Genomic DNA, 19,909 nt, shown 5'->3' with positions numbered 1-19,909 from the left:
TTAAGCCTTCTTTCTTTTCTCAATCATATAAAAAACAGTTCCGGCCAGCAAAAGGAGAAGACCAAATGCTAACAGATTATATTGATTGGTTGCTGTGTTTGGAAGTGGCTTCCCATCTTGAACTTTTTCTGAATCAGAAGTCGTTTTGTTTTCATTGCTAGATTCCTTTTTTTGTGTATTCGGCACAGCTTTTACAGGGTTCAATGGCAGGTTGTATAAAGATCCTTTACCATTTTGAAAAAGTTGAAAAGCTACTATTGCTTGATATGCTTGACTTGTGGAGAACACATCACTGCTATTCCCACCCTGCCAATCAAAACCGCCATCCACATTTTGATAGGTAAGTAGATAAGCTATGAGACTTACTCCATCTTTTGTAAATGCTGTTCCATTTGCATTTATTCCTAACGAAGATAAAGCAACGACTAATTGAGATGCTGTTGAACTATTATCAACCTTACCTGCAAGATATTGTGTAGATAAAAACTCAATTGCAGCCTCGATTGTTTCCTTTGTTTTCGCTTCATTTTTATAAGGTGCGATTGCTGTTATAACCATTGCCGTCGTATCGATATCACTTGTTGCGCTACCATCCCAAGACCAGCCCCCATCTTTATTTTGCTTTTCTAAAAGTTGGTTGACTAACTTTTCACGTGGCCATTTTGCATTATTAGGAATCTTAAAGTTAGCACTATCTATGGCGATAAGTGCATAAGCTACTCCATTTAGTCCTTGTTTGGTTACATCACCGTTATAGATTTTTTCAACAAGATTAACACCTGCAACATCCGTTGGATTTCCTCCTGCAGCCAGTATTCCTAAAGTATATCTCTCGTAATCTGTTATTTTTGAAAAGTGACCATTTTTGTCTTTGATAACTTTTGTCACATTGTCCAGATACGTTTTTGGCAGTGTCTTACCAGTTTGCTTTAATGCAATTGCATCCCATTCGCTAACTTGATTTTTCAATATATATTCGCTTGTAAGATTAATAGCTTTTTGAAGAGCCTTATTTGAAATCGCTACACCTGGAGTAGTGTTATTATCTTTATTGGTGCCATCTTCTTGTTTTTCCCATGACTCATATTGGAAGCTAATTTGGTCTCCCGCCTGAAGTTTATAGCTGTCAGCCCCGACCGTTGCCATTTGTCCATTTACATAAAATGCCCAATAATTAGTTCCTTCACCAGCAAGTCCATTAATAGAGGTGATCATTTTACCAAACTGAGTGTCAGAAAATGCAACCTTATCACCCCATAGAACCTGTAATAATTGGAAGGCAGTTGGTTCATTGATATACGATATATCAGCTACTTCTTTCATAACCTCCTTCTTCCCTGAAACCTTTATAGAAACCGTTTTTTCTGGTGAGACTGTGTAATCTACATAACGAAAGCTTAGGTGATCTCCGTCTTGGACAATATACTGGTCCGCACCAACTTGCGCTGAAAATCCATTTATGTAAAATGCCCAGTAGAAAGTATCTTTTGCTTTTAATCCATTAATGCCAGTAATCATTTTTCCATATGCTGATTCAGAGGTTTCAAGATTACTAGAACCAACAGCATTTACCAAAGCATCCAAAGCTGTTTTATGATCTACATCTACATTCATTTCAGGTAATAAAGGATTTTCTAGATCATTTCCAACTACCTCGACTGTTTCTTGGTTTGTACCGCCAGCTGCCTGCGCATTTGTTACAAAACAACTTGTAAAAAGAGCAATGACTACTAGAAGTACGGCAAACAAATTCATTCTTCGATTTAAAATCATTCTAACCTCTCCTTTTCCAATTTCTAAAGATTGGCATAAAAAAATCCTCCTAATTAAGGAGGAGTAGGTTAAGAAATGAAACGTATAAAAACGTTCTAACTTAACACCCCCCTATCCGCGTAGGCAATTGGTGCAATAAAAACAGGCAGGTTTCCTGGCTCATGATCATAGCTCCCTAAGTCTTCCCATCCTTTTGGACAGTGACGTTTTATAGGTTGCTCCCATTTACAGTGGCGGGACCGCGCTGGCTTTTAACCAAACTTCCCTATTAAGCTAAAATCCTTTTTTAAGATTTTAGCACCTGTTTTTGCCGATTCAATTTTTTTATGTTGACTTTATTATACAAAAAGAATTGTCGATTTGTATATCATTAAATCATTGTTTTAACAAAGCTGTTTTCGTATAGTTTGTTGTTTTCGTAAAAATCCCTAAAGCCGGATTTTTACAAGCTCTCTTAATAAGTGCTCAGCTCTTTTCTTCATTTTCAAATGAGTTTAACACCCTATATGGTGAAATGCTTATTTATTAATTAGAAAAAGCAACAAAGTTTCAGAAAAGAGCCTTTAACAAATACTGCCAAGGTACTATTTAGATATCCCAGTAGGACTAAATATTTCTTTACCTTTATGACTAGTACCCTTTAGTCCAAATAAAACCCTTAGAATGTATACTCTTTGAATCACAAAGTGGTATAGGAACATGATGATTCCAAAAGAGACAAAACATAGAAATAGTAGTTTACTTGGGATGTTCCAGGATTGTTGATAAAGATAGAATCCTAAACTAACAATAATCGGTTGATGAAGAACATAAAAGGGCATGGATGCTTGACTTACATACTTTAGACCCTTCTTTGGGGCTGCAAGGTATTTGTTACCTAAATAAAAAATAAATATTAGCCAATTCCAACCATTTAATACCTTTAAATATGTAAAGCATAAAGATAAAAGAGTTCCATTTTTCGGCATTCCTTTCAAAAACCAATAAATATATAGAACTGAAGTTAATAAGGCGATAAAACCGATCCATAGACCGTTTTTTCGATAAAAATTTCTAAAAGAATCCTGAGAGAAATAGATATAACCTACTAAATAGATAACAAAATAAAATGGCAATCCCCATCCACCTAAATTTACTATCTCGACAAACACAGATAAAATGAAAAGGATAAAAGAAAAAAGAACGTAATGTGTTAAGCTAAATTTATCGGCTACTTTTATTTTAGTGAGTATAGGCAACGATAAAAGTGAAAATATAAGCAAAACTAGTAAATACCATAAATGCAAACCGAAGAAAGCAAAATTACCAGTGCCATAAAACTCTAAATATACCCCATCAAAATAATGGGGGAAAAATTCAAAAAACGTTCCTCTAAACTGTTGGTTAGTTATTCTTTCGATATACACTTGGGGAGGGGTTAATACAAAGACCCCAAAAAGTAAAGGAATTCCTAGTCGAAGACATCGTTCCTTAACAAAGCCCTTCATATTTCTTTTTTTCAAAGCATGAAAGGTTGTAATCCCTGATATAGCAAAAAAAATCGGCATGATCCACGTTCCTACAAGAAGAGTAAAAACTAATATATAGCTCGTATTAATAACGTTATTTTTTACATGCCAATCGAAAGGGTTAAAAAACATTGAACAATGATACAAAAAGACCATTACAGTCGCTATAACCCTTATCCAATCTAAATCTACTTGACGATTAAGTGTATGATCCTTCATATATCAGACTCCTTTATAGTAAGAAATACCCATAAGAATAAAAAATTCGACAATATTTACTAAAAACCTTTTAAAAAAATAAAAAACCGTTAATGAATTAACGGTTAGTTCAATACTTTTAATTTTTGATTCAATAGATTTGCTTGTTGAATCGCCCACTCATCTTTATGTATATCACCAGGGATGCTAGCCTCACCGATTAAATATCCTTCAAATGTAGCCTTCATAAATTCAAAAATATAATTAAACTGACCAATCAATGGCAGCCCTTTTATCCTTGCTCCTTTTCCACCAACAATTACCACGTACATTTTTTTATCTTTCATGCGTTCCGCAAAATTTAAATCATTATCCCGTAAGCTTTGAGACCAGCGATCAATAAAGTTTTTCATATGTCCACTCATTCCATACCAATACAGCGGTGTAACAAATATAATCTCCTCATGATCTAACATTTGTTTAGCAACCTGATGATAATCATCCCCTACTTTTTGAAATCCTTCAGGATCGTGACGCTTATCGGTTATAGGAATGATATTTAAATCACGCAGGTACACCTCTTCTTTTGTTACTCCTTGAAAAATAATATTAGCCAACTGTTCTGTATTTCCACCTGGTCTAGAACTACCATAAATGACAAACATAGATTAACTCCTTTGCTATGATCTACAATGGTTTAAAATGGAGGGTGGATACCCTCCTCTTTCATTCCATCATGTCTTTACTATCTATTTCTAGATCCAAAGCTACCACTTTTGGAAGATGGTTTTCTAGATTGTTGATTCCTTGTTTTGCTGATTGAGGAACCGCTTCTTCGATTACCTTCTCTTTGCTCCATTCTTGGACCAGCGTCTCTATTCCGAGGATTACTTTCTCGCGACTCTCTTCCAGCTGCTGAACGTTGTTGGTAACCTTTTTCGGTTCTTCCCTTCGAGTTACCGCCCTTTGATTCTCTGCTTGGGCTTGAACCTCTTCCTTCTTCTCTTTTCCCCCTACTGCCTCCTCTTGATTCTTTTCTTTCTGTTGCTTCTCTACTTCTTCTATTTGCTGCTCTTTCGTTTTTACCTTTTTTTGCTCGTCGTGGTTTATCGTCTACTGCTGATTGTTCCTCTTGATTTCCTTCACCATCACCTAAGCCCTTTTTCTCATTTCCAATATTCTTCTTGGGAATAGTAAGGTTCAAATCCTTTTCAATATTTAATAAAGCATCACGGTCTTTCGGTGAGTATAGTGTAATGGCAATCCCTTGTCCTCCAGCTCTACCTGTTCTTCCAATGCGATGAATATAGCTTTCTGTATCTTCAGGAATGTCATAGTTAAATACATGGGTGACACCTTCTACGTCTAGTCCACGAGCTGCTACATCTGTAGCTATTAAAAACTGAATCTCTGCTTTCCGAAATCTCTTCATCACTTGTTCCCGTTTGGCTTGAGATAAATCACCATGTAATTCGTCACAGTTAAATCCGTTATCCTTTAATGCCTCATAAAGCTTACTAACCCTGCGCTTTGTTCTGCAAAAAATGACCCCAAGGAACGGACGATGGATATTTAATAATTCAATTAAATCCCCTTGCTTAGCTCTATCAACCGTGCTAATTGCCATTTGTTTAATATTCTCAAGTGGTGCTTGTGTCTTTTCAACTTGAATATTTTGTGGATTCTTCATATGTCTACGGGCCAATTTTCGAATTTCATCCGGCATCGTTGCGGAAAATAACATGGTTTGCCTATTGGTAGATGTTTCATTAATAATCTCTTCCACTTCGGGTAAAAAACCAATATGAAGCATTTGGTCAGCTTCATCTAATACTAAAAAGTCCGTCCGTGAGAAATTAACAGTCTGTCTTCTAATATGGTCTAATAATCTACCGGGAGTCCCGATTACAATATCTATACCTTTTTTCAATTTTTTCAGCTGTGATTCCACATCCTGTCCCCCATATATGGCAAGAACTCGGATATCTCGTCTATCCTCTAACAATTTTTTTACTTCATTTGTAATTTGAAGCGCTAACTCCCTTGTGGGTGTAACAATCAGAGCTTGTATATGATTATGTTGAGGATCTACCTTTTCTAGAATAGGTAAGATAAATGCAAAGGTCTTACCTGTTCCTGTTTGGGATTGAGCAATCACGTCTTTACCAGCTAATAATAAAGGAATGGCTTGTTCCTGAATCGATGTTGGAACCGCTACTCCATTTTTTTTTAAGGTCTTTACCAAAGACTCAGAAAGGCCAAGCGATAAAAAATTCGTCAAAAAATACCCCTACTTTCTATCCTAATAAAAAACTATTTTTATTATGACCTAAAAAGTAGGGTTAAGCTAACAATATTTGATTTTTATGTTCATTTTAACGAATCGCTCCATGCGGTAACACTGCATGAACACCTTTTGATTGGTTTAATATCATTGATTATCACTCTTATAATCGATAGTTATCAAGAAATACTATTTTTCATACGCATCGTTTTCTTTTTCTATTTATTTCGGATATAATCAAAAGGTATTTACATAAGAAATTTGAAAGGAGTTCATACATATGACTAAATACGCTGTAATCGACCTTGAAAAAGGCGGACAAGTTAAAATTGAATTATTCGAAAAAGAGGCACCTGGTACAGTAGCTAACTTTGAGAAATTAATTAAAGAAGGTTTCTACAACGGATTAAACTTCCACCGTGTTATTCCTGGCTTCGTAGCTCAAGGTGGATGCCCACACGGCACTGGAACTGGTGGTCCTGGTTACACTATTAAATGTGAAACTCAAGGAAACCCACATAAGCATGAACGCGGTTCTCTTTCTATGGCGCATGCTGGAAAAGATACTGGCGGTTCCCAATTCTTTATCGTATTCGAGCCACAACCACACTTAAACGGAGTTCATACTGTTTTTGGTAAGGTCGTTGAAGGTATGGAATTCGTAGATGATATTAAACAAGGCGACAAAATGAAAGAAGTAAGCATTGTTGAAGAATAAGAAAAGTACAAAAAGCTCATGACATTCATGAGCTTTTTTTATTTGATTATTTTTGATTCTAATTCCATAAATTTATTTCTTTTCCCCGTATAAAAGTCAATATCAAAATCCTGATTTAAACAATTTAAATGTCTTGCAACCTCTATTCCAAATTCTACAAAGGCATGACCTTGAGCTGTAATGATATTTTCTTCCTTTACTACTTCTTTATATATAAAATGGTTTTCCGGAATGCTTAAAAATCGACGTTGTTCTTTTGTCAAGGTGACGGTAAAAGGGTGATGTTCAAGTATCCCAGCTTTTGATAGAACAAATGGGCCACTACAAATGGCGGCAACTAATTTTTTTGCATCATAAAACCTTTTCACTAATGAAAACAGGTTATCCGCATCTTTTATGTAAAACATATCTCCCCCTGGGATAATGATAGCATCATAATCTTCTACCCTAATATCGTCAAAAAGTATATGTGAAGAGAAAAGTAAACCTGACTCTCCAACTATTTTTTCAGTATTAATAGAAACAGTTTCTATTTTATATTTCCTTTTTACTATCGAAGCTAATACGCATATTTCAAACTCACTAAAAGTTTCAAATATAACTAACAATACTTTCCTCTCCATATTTTCCCCCACTTTTTTAAATATCTTCTATATTTCTATAAAAGGTTACAAAAATCCTTTCATTAATAAATACCCTCCAAAAAACTGGAGGGTATTTCACCTTTAAACATGTAATATTTCTGTTTTTAATGGTGATAAGGCTTTTGTTTCATCTATATAAAAAAAGGCATTGTAGCGTTCTGACATGATGGAGGTTACGTAGTTACCGAGATGTTCATACTCCGGATTGTAGACAACACCAATTGCACGGTGCCCAATCTCCTTGCGAAAGCTAGTCTCATTTTGAGGGTTAAACAATAAATACTTATTAAAAGGGCCGGCTCTATGCATCAAATCCTCCCAGCTTCCATCTATTGCCATCGGTACACTCATTACCTGCATTTCTTCCCCCCATCGATTTGCAGCCATAACCGTTCCTCGATGGGTTCCAAATCCAACTGCGTAAACATTCTCGTGACCATATTTTTGTCTCATGATTTGGCCAACATTAACTAAACCTTCCCTAATCATATCTGTTGCCCTTGCATCACCAATATGGGTATTATGCTCCCAAACAATTACCTTCGTTTCTGTTCCATAAAACGAAACAATTTCATCAATGGCACTAACCATGTGGTGATCTCTAATATTCCAATCATCTGGACCACCCCTGACCATTGCCTTATAATACTTTTCAGCATTTTGTGTTACTAGTCCATTTACTTGGATATTAAGTGATTCCTCATGACCTTTTTCATATTGATAGTGATTTTTACGTAAAGTTGCTAATAGGTCCGAAACTTCATTTTGGCAATGCTCTCCGTAAAATGCTGCTGAAATCCCATAATTTTCTGGCCTTCTGTAAAAAGGTTCAAAACACGAAAAAGCTTTTTTTGCTTTTTCAACATCTCCAGTACCACTCGTTTCGAGGTTTTTTACAAGTGCTTCCATGGATTCCCACAGACTATAAACATCAATACCATAGAAACCAACTTTATTGTGAAAAATGGAATTATAAGTTTTCATCCAGTCAATAAGAGAAAGTATTTCTTCATTTGCCCACATCCAAGTTGGCCAACGATTAAAATCTTTGACTGCATCTAATGCCGATTGTCCTTTAAAACCCTTTATATATTCATTAACTGTAAAGCATGACGGCCAATCACCTTCTACCGCAATAACAGAAAACCCTTTTTCTGTTATTAAGCGTTTAGATAGCTCCATTCTAATTTGATAAAACTCGGAAGTGCCATGTGATGCCTCCCCAAGCAAGACAAATTGACGATCTCCAATTGCTTCTATTAGTTGGTCGAAATCACGATTCGTCTCAAAGGAAATCGCCTCATTTTTTATGGATGCAATCATCCTTTTTTCATAATCCATGTCATATTCCCTCCTACTATTACTTTAGTTTGTCCTTTTGCTTATTTCAAAAACACCTTTTTATAGACATAAAATTACCATGTAGACTTCGTGCATTTATATCAGCAGTAAGGTAATCCTAATTTTGTCCACATTTATGAAAGGTGGCACAAAAATGAACGTACTTAGGAGGTTTACTATGGGTATATTAAGTGGTAACCCGAAAGATGAACCAATGCATTACGGGGAAGTATTTGGAACTTGGAGCTTTTTATTAGGTGCAAAAGCGATGGTCGCTGGATATCAAACCATGTTAAACCACATCGGAGACGGTGATTTGCATAAATTAGTTGAGGAATCGATTGAAGCTGCCCAACAGGAAGCAAAACAAATTGAAATACTTCTAAAGGAAAATGGTATTGGTTTACCTCCTTCTCCTCCAGATCGACCAAAGGCATGTCTAGAAGAAATACCAGTAGGTGCTCGGTTTATGGATAATGAAATAGCGGCAGCTATTTCTGCTGATATTGCTGCTGGTTTAGTGGCCTGCAGTCAAATGATTGGTTCCTGTATTAGAGAAGATATTGCCATGATGTTTGGACAATTCCATACGCAAAAGGCAACACTTGGAGGAAAATATCTGCGACTTAATAAAGAAAAGGGTTGGTTAATTCCTCCTCCTCTTCACATTCACAAATCAGTTGAGTGCTAATATATTTTTAAAAATAAGCTGACGTCATAAGGTTTCTTATGACGTCTTTTTTATACCTTCCACTACCTAGCAAAAAAGTGCAGATAAAAGTGAAAATCATCTGTAATTTCATAAGGGATAAAATAACAAAAAAATATCGATTAAAAATAGTCACCCTAGGAAAAATAACTATGCAAGGTGTATAAAAAAGAACAGGAGTATACATATGGACGAAAAAATATTTAAGGTATTAAACCACTTCTCTGGCAGGTATCCTGTCATGGACTTTATCATGATTTTTTTCTCTAAGAAGATACGATATTTTTATTTAGTTATTCTTTTTTACTTACTTATAAGAAATAAGTCTTCCCGCGAGGTTGCATTGGATGCTATCAAATCTGCAGGTGTTGCTTGGCTACTTCATTTTGTATGTAAACTTATCTATTTTAAACCAAGACCTTTTCTTTATCATAAGGTAGGAATTCTAATACCCTCTAAGATGGATTCTTCATACTTTAGCAAACACACGCTGCTAGCTTTTGCTGTTTCAACATCTATTTTTCTAAAAAAACCTAGACTTGGCAAACTGATGACAAGATTATCTGCTGTTACCGGGCTATCAAGAATCTGGGTAGGACATCATTATCCATCTGATATTATTAGAAGTGCTGTTGTGGGTTCAACAATAAGCAACATCGTAAACATAATTAATCGAAACAAAAGCGACCCCCAGTAAGGGTCGCTTCCAATTTTTATACTTAATGTACCAGACATTTTATCTTATAGCAGCACATATTAACCCAAAGTATGTAGGTGCTTCGTAGGATAAAAATTCAACTTGGCGTTCTTCCGGTTTGATAGCTCCTGCTAAAATTAAGGCTTGCCATATACCATCCGGTTTTGCAGCTTCTACATACTCATCTGGGAACTCTGCCATTTGTTCAAAATGATTTTGTTTGATTAACGAAACAACCTCTTCATCTAATGTTTTTGCTGCAGAGTCATACCCGTATGGTCCGTTCACATCATGAGCATGTGACCAGTCACAGCTTGCGATAAGTGCTACACGTTTGTTAGACGACAAGACAGCTTCTCTTAAAGCATTTCCGAATTCAACATGCTTCTCATAAGAAACTTCTCTCGAAGGTGTAATCACCACAATTGGAACACTAGGCATAAATCTTAAAGGAACAATAGCTCCCCAATCTAAGGGTAAACAAGATAATGGGCCAGCAGCAGTAGCAAAATTAATCGTACCTACTGGCAGACCAGATCCGGAAGCCATTTTTGCAATCTTCCGTGCTAACTCTCGATCAATTTCTTTTTCCATTTTATAAATGGAATCGTTCTCCTCTACATCTCCCTGTATTCGTTCTGAATCCGTAATGGAAAATTGACCATTTATACGAGTTCCATGTGGAGTTAGGACAATAATGGTGTCTGGTTTAGCTCTTTCCATTTCAGTGCCTAAATTTACAAGACTATTCCTTGTTATAGACATTCTTTTTGGATCTTTTCCTGCTAATTCTGGTATAATTTCTCCCCCATGTGGTGCGATACATGCAAAAACAAATGGATTCATAACCTTCATCCCTTCTCCATAAGATATTCTCATCTATAAGAAATTATAGATGAAAGTAGCAAATTCCTGTTTTTATATAAAAAAACAACTCCTTTATGGGGAGCTGCATTTCATTCTATCTATTTTGTTATCCAAACCCGTTTATTTTCTATTCTTTTCGTTATATTCTTGGCATCCAAACGCTCTAGGAAAGGAATCATATATTTTCGAGATAGATCTAATATTTCCTTTGCTTTACTTACTTCAAAATCTTCTTCTGTCCCTTTTCTTAGAGTTTCTACTGCATGGAGGAAGACTTCAGAATGATAATAATATTGATCATCTAACGGAATGATCCACTCCTGTTCTTCCAAAAATCTCTTTAAATCAGGAATTAATGATTCAGGTATTCCTGCATTTTTTAAATAATCAGCTAAGTAAAGTGTTTTTAATCCATCTTGTTTCATTTGCTCTAATAAATTCTCTACCCGCTTTTGCCAATTTTTCGAGACATGTGGTTTAAATTCAGCTAAAAAGACGAATTGTCCATTACGAGCCAAGGTACCCTTCTCTATTCCTTTTTCAACAACAAAATCAAGGAGCCCTTTCGGATATAAACCTTGCATGGATTGTATAAGCTCCGCCTTATTTAACCCTTGTTTCATTGGATTTTTTTCATGATAATCATGTAAACGGCTTACTATTTCTTCCTCTATGTGATTGATAAGAATGGATAAAGTATATTCTTTTCCGTTGTAAAGGATAAAGTGATCCTGTTTTAAATTACTTAAAATGGTTTCTTCATCAATCGAAGTTCGCTTAATTAATTCATTTAATGTGAGACTTTTGGCTTCATATAAGGCAGCCGTTATTCGCTCAATCGGTGTCCCTTTTTTCTTTTTCTCTAGCTCTTCTATTGTCTTATCACCAAAACGGTATTTATTACCACTTGGGTCAATAATCCAACCTCCCCCAATGGTTTCTTGTGGACTTGGCCTACGTATAATAAACCGGTCACCGCGCTTTGTTACAATTTCTTCTTCTAAACGAAGCTGACATAAGATTTCACCGTTTTCATCTTTTAATTCGTTTCGGTCAAAAAACACAATTTTCCCCATTACTTCAGCTGTTCCCACATGTAGCTTGATTGGCATTCTCTGTTTAACCATATAATCAAGGTCTTCTACTACTCTTATCGCAACATCAATTGTATTAGTTACAATAAAATGTTCAGAAGAAACCAAAACGTCTCCCCGCTCAATTTCATCCTTAGAAACCCCAGATAAATTAATGGCTGCACGTTGTCCAGCATAAGCTCTTTCAGCAGGTGAATGATGAACCTGTAATTGCCGTGCACGAACTTCTAAACCCTTTGGCATAATTTTTAATGATTGTCCTTCTTCAACTGCTCCTTCATAAACCGTGCCACGAACTACCGTACCTTGTCCCTTTACGGTAAATACTTGGTCAATTGGTAATCGAAATGCCCCTTTGGAATCACGAGTAGATTGATTTTTTAAAGTATTTATAATTAATTGTTTTAGCTCTTCAATTCCCCTTTTTGTTAAGCTATCAACCATTACAAAAGGAGTATTTTCAAAAACAGTCCCTTGTAATTCACCTAAAATATCATCTTTGACAAGATCAATAAATTCATCATCTACACGATCAATTTTCGTTATCGCAACAATTCCATTCTTAACACCTAGAAACCCTAAAATATCCAAGTGTTCCTGAGTTTGTGGCATAACCCCTTCATCCGCGGCAACTACTAAAACGACTAAATCAATTCCTGCAACCCCCGCAATCATTTGTCGAATAAACCGTTCATGCCCTGGAACATCTATAACAGATATTTGGATTTCATGATCTTCATACAATGGCGCAAACCCAAGTTCAATGGAGATTTGCCTTTCCTTTTCTTCTTTTAATCTGTCCGTATCAACATTGGTTAAAGCTTTTGTAAGAGATGTCTTGCCATGATCAATATGACCAGCCATCCCAATTGTAAAATATCTTTTTTCCAATACATACACCTACTTCTATGTATCTTATTTTCAATGGGGGCTAAAGATTTTAACTTAGTGATAAAAAAGCACCCATTGCCCCACAAAATTCACCTTTTTTTAGAAATCTTGTATTTAACCCAAGCATGCCTTTATATGATTCCAATACATTTATTAATGGCTGATTTCCTTTAAATGTACTACCCATGTAAACAACTTCATTTGTATGGTGCATCGCCGCAGCCTGTAACGTTAATAATACAATCGTCTCTGCAACCATATTCGTAACAGCTGCCATTAAGTCTGCTTTCGATTGATTGTCAATTTTACCTCTAGCAAAATTACTGGCTGTTATGTTCCCATCAACAGGGGTCTCTTCTCCCATGTAAATATCGTTAACAGTTAGATCTACCTTTGTCTTATTTCCTATTTCCGATAATTGTACAAGACTGGCATACTCTTTTTCATTTGTTAAAAGTTCTCCTAGCCCCATGAATGTTCCACCGCCGATGCCGCTTCCAAGAATACGATCGTATTTGTCCCCTTGTAAATAAAACCATGATGTTCCGGTTCCAATATTAACTAATATACATGAATCAGGTTTGTTTCCTTCTTCCATTAGAAAATATCTTGCGCCATAACAAGCTGCTTCAAATTCAGGTACTTGAATAGCATTAGGAAAATACTTTTTAGATAAAAAAATAGCCTTCCCACCTGTTAAGGCGACTTTAGCATTAGGAGCTATCATTTTTAACCAGTCCATCGCACTTTCTAGCTGGGATATAGGATAAGTTTTATAATGTATATGGGTATTTTCTTCATAGACTAATTTGATTAACGTTCCTCCTGCGTCAATCCCAACTTTTTGGACACTCAACATAACTCCCCCAAAAAAACTATTTTTCTCTATTATAATCTATCATAGTCTCTAGAGAAACTTTTGCTATAAGACCAAGCCAAATGAAAAAGAGATGAGTAAAATCCCCCATCCCTTACATTCCTTTAGACACTCTGTTTAGTTAATGCTTCCCATTTACTTAAATGTACAGCTCCAACCTCAGGTTTGGATTTCCCATCAAGAACCGTAATATACTCTAGTGAATTTCCATCTGTATCTTCAAAGTAATAGCTAGCTGATGGCATCCAAGAATGAACAATGGGTTCGCTTGTATCTAATCCAAAACTTGGACTTATTTCTATTCCTTTTTCATTCAAGAAGCTTGGAACATTTATTAGTTCCTCTTTATTTACATAAAAGGCAAAATGGGATGGTCGAAACTTTTCCACTGGTACCTCCCAAATCCCTAACATCTGTTCTTTTATAGCTGAATCCCCTAACCAAAAGAAGGCAACCCTGCGTTCATTTATAACATATGCTAATTCCAAATCTAATTTTTGATAAAAAGAGATAGCTTCCTCTAAATTTTTTGTATAAACATGTGTTTCATATAATTTGGCGTTTTTCATCATTTGAACTCCTTTATTTAGAAATTATTTATAGCTTCATTGTAATGTAGAAGCTTCTAAATAAAATCCAAATAAAGACTGAAAGCTTTTACAACTTTAGTCTTATACAAAAAAGAGATCTTACGTTGGTTAAATTTCCAAAATAAAACTTCGAAACTTATACTTTAGAAAAATATGGTCATAATGATGCCGATTATTGTTGTTATGACAGTAAAGCCGATTAACACATATCCGATATACCGTATACCTTTTGGCAGGGTACTAAGTTTTATATGATTCTTTTTATACACGCCACCCGCTTCAATCCGTTGATAATCCTCTATAGGTGTATATAATTTATCTTCTTCTACATTTTTATAGGATTCCGACGATTGTGTTTCATGAATTTTCTTCATATTTTCCTCCTTCTCTCCCCCATATTCCGACTAGAATGGGAGTGACACAGCGTATTCCTTTATTTTATTATCATAATAAAGTTCGGTAGATCCCACCATCAACTTTGAAGGCTGAACCAGTGATCGCCGATGCCTGTTCAGACGCTAAAAATACGACTAAATTTGCCACCTCTTCTGGGTTAACAAACCGTTTTAATATCGAAGTATGTAACATAGAATGAAAAATATGACTTTCTATTGAGTCAAAATCAGAATTAGTTTCATTAGAATTTCCAGATAAGTGTTTCTCTACTTTTTCTGTTCTAGTTGGTCCTGGTATAAATGCATTAACCGTTACCCCATTTGTAACACTTTCTGCCAGCCCCCGAGAAAGAGCTAAAAGTGCGGCTTTGGTTGCTCCATAATGAACCATCTCACCAGAATAAAAACCCGAATACGCGCTTGCATTAAAAAGGATTCTTCCCCATTGATTTTTTGTCATATTAGGCAAATAAAACCTTGATAACCGAACAGCACTCATAAAATTAACTTGAATATATTCTTCCCAATCATCATCTGTTATTTCTACAAATGGTTTTGGTTCAAATATCCCTAAATTATTGACCAGAATATCCACTTGCGGCAATTCATGAAAGACCGTTTTTACACCTTCTTTTTTACTTAAATCCGCTGTAACACCATAAATCTCTGCATTTGGAACTGTCTTCTTAATACGCTGGATTGCATCATTGACACTCTCATTCGTGCGACCATTTATATATACCGTTGAACCTACTTTAACAAGTCCAAGCGCAATAGCAAAACCGATTCCAGATGTTGATCCACTGATAAAAGCCTTTTTACCACCCAGATTTATATTCATTTCTTCTCCTTTTACATCCTATTATTTTCTTTAAATCTGAAAATTAAGTAAATTTCTTCTTATTATCTTAACATATTTCGGGTACAGAAAAAACACCTAATCCATACATGATTAGGTGCCTATAAAAGCTAATTTGTAAAAATAAAATCTGTAGTACTACCCGATTGTGTGGAAGTAACTTCAAGTCTTGCGTCAATTCTTTCTTTTAATTCAGGCACATGTGAAATAATCCCGACTAACCGGCCGCTGCTTTGAATATCCATTAATGCCTCAATAGCATGATCTAATGATTCGGGGTCTAAGGTGCCAAACCCCTCATCAATAAACATCGTTTCGAGCGAAACCCCACCAGCATATTGTTGAACAACATCCGCTAGGCCTAATGCTAATGCTAAAGATGCTTTAAAACTTTCTCCCCCAGATAATGTTTTTACGTGACGTTCTTGTCCAGTATATTGATCAAATATTAATAATTCTAATCCGCTCTGTACATTACCTTTTGAGCGATCGGTTTTTCGTAAAAGCTGATAACGACCACCAGTCATTTTTACTAGTCTGTTATTCGCTTCTCTTAAAATATCATCTAGGAAAGCAGCAAGTACATATCGTTCAAAGGTAATTCGATACGTATTTTGACCTTTTGAAATTTCGAATAAATGACCAATAAGATTAAAACGTTCTTCTAGTGTCTTCATATTATCATTTAATTCTTTTACTTTAAGTAAAATCGTTTCATTATCACGTTTTTGAATGAGCAAACTTGTAAATTGATCATTTAACATTTTTAGTTGTTCAGAAACTTCTTCTAATTCTCTTGTTAAAGTGCTGATTTCAGGTGCTTTAACATCCTTTAGTATTTCAAGCAATTGTTGATATTGGTCTAAGACTGAGCGATATTCTTCGCGATATTGACGAATATCGTTTTCTAATTGAGATATCTGTATGTCTGAGCGCTTTGCTTCATGATATTGCTTATAGGAGTCGAATCCTTGAGCTAGCATATTTTGTTTAAATTGCTCTCTCTCTAACTCTAACTCTTGCTTTTTATCTTCAGAAAGCTTTGTAAAATCCTTTAATCTTGTACTCTCCGTTTCATATTTCATTTTCGTATCTTGGTATACCTTTTGTGCATTTTCTAATTTTTTCATCAATACTTCAAGATCTTTTATTGCTTGCTCATTTGCCTTTTCAAATGCTGAAATAGATCGGAGGTTTTCTGGAACAGTTGAACTAATACGATTTAAAAGAGCTGTTTTCTCAGCTAATTGTAATTTCTGGGTATTAATTTCATTGTTAAGGTTTTGCGAATGGTTTAACTGCTCTTTCTCATAAGACTCTAGTTGAACCTTATTCTGCAAAAGTTTTTCAAGCATCTGAGTTTTTGAAAGTAGAATATCTTGCTCCGATTGAATCTTTCTCATATCTGAACGGGCTTGTTCGATAATCTGAGTTAGTTGAGAATCATTCATTGGGCCTCTCCACTTTTCTAAATCTACATGCAGTTCTTTTAGTTTAATTTTCAAAACTTCTTCTTGCTCACGAGAAATAATAAATTGATGCTCAGCATTTGTTTTTTCTTGTTCTAATTCTGATAATTGTGTTTTTGCTTCTTTTAATTCAGCATCGGTAGGGATGGATTGTCCTTGTGAATCTGCTATTTGCGGGTGATGATTGGATCCACATACTGGACATGCCTCTCCTTCCTTTAGCTGTTTTGCTAAAATCGCTGCTTGTCCGGATATCCAATTTGTTTCTAGCATATCGACTAATACCCGTGCATCTTCATATCTTGCTTTTGTATAATCTAAAAGCTTTGTATTGGATTCTAATTGTGACTGTTTGGTTTGTAACTTTAGGTAATCTTGTTCATACTTTTCCAGTAAATGGATTTCATTTTGAAGCTTATCCTTTTTTCTCTCATTTTCTAAGTAGCTTATTTTATCTTTTTCAATCGATGCTATTTGATTTGAAATCTCTTCGATTTGAATTTTATTCTTTTGAATCGTTTCTTCTAGTCGGGTAAGGGTGTTTATGTTTCGTTCCATATTCTTTGAGAGCTGATTACTTTCCTCTTGCATTTGTGAAAACGAGTAAATGTCTTCTTTTACACGAAATAAATAATTTATTTTTTCTTGGGCTTGTTGACGACTCTCTTCACGGTCTATTTCATTTTTAAGTTCTAATTCATGTTTAGCTAATAACTGTTTTAATCTTTCCACATATTCAATTTGAGATTGCTGTTGTTCTGAGAGTATATCAAATTCTTTTTTTAACCGATGACATAGCTCATCCTGTTGAGTTAAAATGACGGCCTTCTGGGCTAATTTAACCTCTAGCTCTTTCGCATCGAAGGAAAACTTTTGTCCTTCAAGCTGTTCTTTACGAATCAAAAGTGAATCTCGTTTGGCAATTTGATCCATTAACTGCTTTGCATCAAAAATTTTCCTTTGGAGGTTATCACGCTCTTTTTGTTTATCCTCACTAGCACTCTTCATTTCTTCTAATTTTTTTTCCATCAAATCGATTTCGATTATTAGTTGAGGAAGAATAAGAACATCATTTTCACTTTCTGCTTCCATATAGCTGTTTAACTCTTCATTAAATAAAAAGTGAATTTGTCGAAGCAATTCACTTCTCTTTCTCAGCTTATCCTCTACTGAACGCTTCAATTCGTTTGATTCGTCTTTTAATCTATCTTCAATCATTTTATAAATTTCTGTATGAAATAGTCTTTGTAATATAACCTCTTTATCCTTTGAATCAGACGTTAATAATTTACGAAACTCTCCTTGAGGAATCATTAAAATTTGTCTAAATTGGTTACTATCAATTAGCATAATTTCTTTGATTTTATCTTCCACTTCACGTACATTTGAACCTAATAGCTTCTTTTTACCCGTCTCGTCCATTTCATAGAGTTCAGCCTTAGCAGGTATGGTGGTAGTGCCTTCTCCGGACTTTTTCTTCCTTTCTTGCTGTGGAGACCTTATAACAAGATATCTTTTATTTCTTAAGGAAAACTCTAAAGTCGCTTCCGTTAAAACATCCTCTGCGGCAAATTGGCTTCTTAGCTCCGGTCCGTTTCGATCTTCCCCACTCGCCTTTCCATAGATGGCATAACTTATTCCGTCAAAAATGGTTGTTTTTCCTGAACCAGTTTTTCCAGAAATAACAAACATCGTTCGATTTCCAAGTTGAGTAAAATCGATTGTTTCTATCCCTGCGTAAGGACCAAACGCTTGAAGTGTTAGTTTTAATGGTCTCATCTACCAGAATCCTCCTTCAACACCTTTTCAATTACTTGTGTCATAGCCTCTCGTTTTTCTTCACTAAACTCTAATGTCGTCATTTCTTGATAAAATTGCTCAAACAATTCCAATTCTGACTTTTTTTCATCTCGGTTTGTACTAAAAGATTGTTTTTTCTTCAAATCAATCACATTTATTTTTTTCTCCAAGTGCAGAACATTAGGATAAACCTGACGCAGCTTGTTAATCGGATCTAATAAAGCTCCTTCATCTAACAACGTGATCTTTAGATAATCATCTACTTTCTGTTTTTCATAAAACTGCGGGTCTAATAATTCTTCTAGGTACCCCTCTACTTCTCTTAAATCCTGTCTAGGAGTTAGAGAGTGATAGCGTTGTTGAAAACTACCGTCTTCATTCATTTCAATAATGGAAATCGACTTTTTATGGTTCGCTTCGGAAAACGAATATTTTAATAATGAACCAGAATATTTCACTTTATCATGGCGTATGGCATCTGGACTGTGAAGGTGTCCGAGTGCCGTATACGAAAATGGGTCAAATAAATCTGCCGTTACACAACCTGAACCACCAACTGACAAAATTCGTTCAGAGTCAGATGTTTGACCTCCTAATACAAAGGCATGTCCTACAAATACATTGGGTTCATTAGGATTCAGATTTCTTTCTATCCTTCCTATTACTGCCTTCATAGCATCCTGATGTGAATGAATAGAATCATCTTCTAATATCTGGCGAACAATACCAGGTTCAGCATAAGGTATTAAATAAAAATTAACTCCATTTACTCTAACGGGTTCAAAACTTGCCGAAAGTTTCCCAGATAAATAAAATTGACTATGTTTATACCACGAACTGCCAAATGAAAGACGTTCCGCACTATCATGATTACCGGCAATTGCAATAATAGGTGTATTAAGTTCCACGTTAATCTTAAATAACATTTCGTCCAATAATTCAACGGCTTCTGTTGGAGGAACAGAACGATCGTATAAATCACCAGCAATAACTACTGCATCTGGTTTTTCTGTTTCGATAACATGACAAAACTGAATCAAGGCTTCTCTTTGATCCGCTGTCATATAAACTCCATGAACAAGCTTACCTAGGTGCCAATCCGCTGTATGAATAAACTTCATATAATTCACCTCTACTGTTTCTGCACTATTTTATTCTCTAAGTATATCAAATTATTGTGTTATCCTAATTTGTA

General features: G+C 35.3%; 17 protein-coding genes and 1 riboswitch. Of the genes, 3 read left to right on the top strand and 14 right to left on the bottom strand.

The window, feature by feature from the left end; translation table 11 throughout:
* From ACSBPO_RS08740 to ACSBPO_RS08725, 4 genes are all read right to left on the bottom strand, one after another.
* Positions 1–1,773: a DUF4430 domain-containing protein gene (locus ACSBPO_RS08740; RefSeq protein ID WP_442599672.1), complete on the bottom strand. Its 1,773-nt coding sequence runs from the start codon at positions 1,771–1,773 to the stop codon at positions 1–3.
* 127 nt (positions 1,774–1,900) lie between these two features.
* Positions 1,901–2,093: riboswitch (cobalamin riboswitch) on the bottom strand.
* A 264-nt stretch (positions 2,094–2,357) separates the two neighbouring features.
* The gene (locus tag ACSBPO_RS08735) at positions 2,358–3,500 is read right to left on the bottom strand and encodes an acyltransferase family protein (protein WP_442599671.1); all 1,143 of its coding nucleotides are present in this window, start codon (positions 3,498–3,500) and stop codon (positions 2,358–2,360) included.
* Positions 3,501–3,604: 104 nt separating this feature from the next.
* Entirely contained in the window at positions 3,605–4,144 is a 540-nt protein-coding gene (locus ACSBPO_RS08730) for a flavodoxin family protein (RefSeq protein WP_442599670.1), read from the bottom strand.
* Positions 4,145–4,224: 80 nt separating this feature from the next.
* Positions 4,225–5,760, bottom strand: a complete 1,536-nt coding sequence (locus ACSBPO_RS08725; RefSeq protein WP_442599669.1) for a DEAD/DEAH box helicase — start codon at positions 5,758–5,760, stop codon at positions 4,225–4,227.
* A 283-nt stretch (positions 5,761–6,043) separates the two neighbouring features.
* Between ACSBPO_RS08725 and ACSBPO_RS08720 the strand changes: the two genes are divergently transcribed.
* Positions 6,044–6,481 carry a peptidylprolyl isomerase gene (locus ACSBPO_RS08720; RefSeq protein WP_442599668.1) on the top strand — a complete coding sequence of 146 codons (438 nt, stop codon included), beginning with the start codon at positions 6,044–6,046 and terminating at the stop codon, positions 6,479–6,481.
* Positions 6,482–6,519: 38 nt separating this feature from the next.
* Here the strand turns inward: ACSBPO_RS08720 and ACSBPO_RS08715 are convergent, their stop codons facing one another.
* Together ACSBPO_RS08715 and ACSBPO_RS08710 are read right to left on the bottom strand one after the other, a co-directional pair.
* Positions 6,520–7,104 carry a DJ-1/PfpI family protein gene (locus ACSBPO_RS08715; protein ID WP_442599667.1) on the bottom strand — a complete coding sequence of 195 codons (585 nt, stop codon included), beginning with the start codon at positions 7,102–7,104 and terminating at the stop codon, positions 6,520–6,522.
* 102 nt (positions 7,105–7,206) lie between these two features.
* Positions 7,207–8,466: an erythromycin esterase family protein gene (locus ACSBPO_RS08710; protein WP_442599666.1), complete on the bottom strand. Its 1,260-nt coding sequence runs from the start codon at positions 8,464–8,466 to the stop codon at positions 7,207–7,209.
* A gap of 178 nt (positions 8,467–8,644) precedes the next feature.
* On the opposite strand from ACSBPO_RS08710, the gene ACSBPO_RS08705 reads away from it, so the two are divergent.
* Both ACSBPO_RS08705 and ACSBPO_RS08700 read left to right on the top strand, forming a co-directional pair.
* On the top strand, positions 8,645–9,157 hold the full coding sequence (locus tag ACSBPO_RS08705; protein WP_442599665.1) for a DUF3231 family protein: 513 nt from the start codon (positions 8,645–8,647) through the stop codon (positions 9,155–9,157).
* A gap of 205 nt (positions 9,158–9,362) precedes the next feature.
* The gene (locus ACSBPO_RS08700; RefSeq protein ID WP_442599664.1) at positions 9,363–9,872 is read left to right on the top strand and encodes a phosphatase PAP2 family protein; all 510 of its coding nucleotides are present in this window, start codon (positions 9,363–9,365) and stop codon (positions 9,870–9,872) included.
* A 39-nt stretch (positions 9,873–9,911) separates the two neighbouring features.
* Here the strand turns inward: ACSBPO_RS08700 and ACSBPO_RS08695 are convergent, their stop codons facing one another.
* The 8 genes from ACSBPO_RS08695 to ACSBPO_RS08660 all read right to left on the bottom strand — a co-directional run bounded on the left by ACSBPO_RS08695 (position 9,912) and on the right by ACSBPO_RS08660 (position 19,835).
* Entirely contained in the window at positions 9,912–10,718 is an 807-nt protein-coding gene (locus tag ACSBPO_RS08695) for an extradiol ring-cleavage dioxygenase (protein ID WP_442599663.1), read from the bottom strand.
* A 119-nt stretch (positions 10,719–10,837) separates the two neighbouring features.
* The gene (gene selB / locus ACSBPO_RS08690; RefSeq protein WP_442600332.1) at positions 10,838–12,697 is read right to left on the bottom strand and encodes a selenocysteine-specific translation elongation factor; all 1,860 of its coding nucleotides are present in this window, start codon (positions 12,695–12,697) and stop codon (positions 10,838–10,840) included.
* Between the two features lie 76 nt (positions 12,698–12,773).
* Positions 12,774–13,580, bottom strand: coding sequence for a type II pantothenate kinase (gene coaW, locus ACSBPO_RS08685; RefSeq protein ID WP_442599662.1), 807 nt, complete (start codon positions 13,578–13,580; stop codon positions 12,774–12,776).
* 125 nt (positions 13,581–13,705) lie between these two features.
* Positions 13,706–14,170, bottom strand: a complete 465-nt coding sequence (locus tag ACSBPO_RS08680) for a VOC family protein (protein WP_442599661.1) — start codon at positions 14,168–14,170, stop codon at positions 13,706–13,708.
* A gap of 164 nt (positions 14,171–14,334) precedes the next feature.
* Positions 14,335–14,565 (bottom strand): hypothetical protein, encoded by a 231-nt coding sequence (locus ACSBPO_RS08675; protein WP_442599660.1) that lies wholly within the window; start codon positions 14,563–14,565, stop codon positions 14,335–14,337.
* 70 nt (positions 14,566–14,635) lie between these two features.
* On the bottom strand, positions 14,636–15,427 hold the full coding sequence (locus ACSBPO_RS08670; protein ID WP_442599659.1) for an SDR family NAD(P)-dependent oxidoreductase: 792 nt from the start codon (positions 15,425–15,427) through the stop codon (positions 14,636–14,638).
* Positions 15,428–15,555: 128 nt separating this feature from the next.
* On the bottom strand, positions 15,556–18,693 hold the full coding sequence (locus tag ACSBPO_RS08665) for an AAA family ATPase (protein WP_442599658.1): 3,138 nt from the start codon (positions 18,691–18,693) through the stop codon (positions 15,556–15,558).
* Complete coding sequence (locus ACSBPO_RS08660; protein ID WP_442599657.1) at positions 18,690–19,835, bottom strand: exonuclease SbcCD subunit D; 1,146 nt, start codon at positions 19,833–19,835, stop codon at positions 18,690–18,692. Before ACSBPO_RS08660 ends, ACSBPO_RS08665 begins: the two co-directional genes overlap by 4 nt.
* Positions 19,836–19,909 lie beyond the last annotated feature (74 nt).

The organism is Neobacillus sp. D3-1R (assembly GCF_052180215.1).
Classification (GTDB): domain Bacteria; phylum Bacillota; class Bacilli; order Bacillales; family Cytobacillaceae; genus Pseudoneobacillus.
The sequence above is the reverse complement of the archived record's forward strand: the minus strand, read 5'-3'. Positions and strand labels throughout refer to the sequence as shown.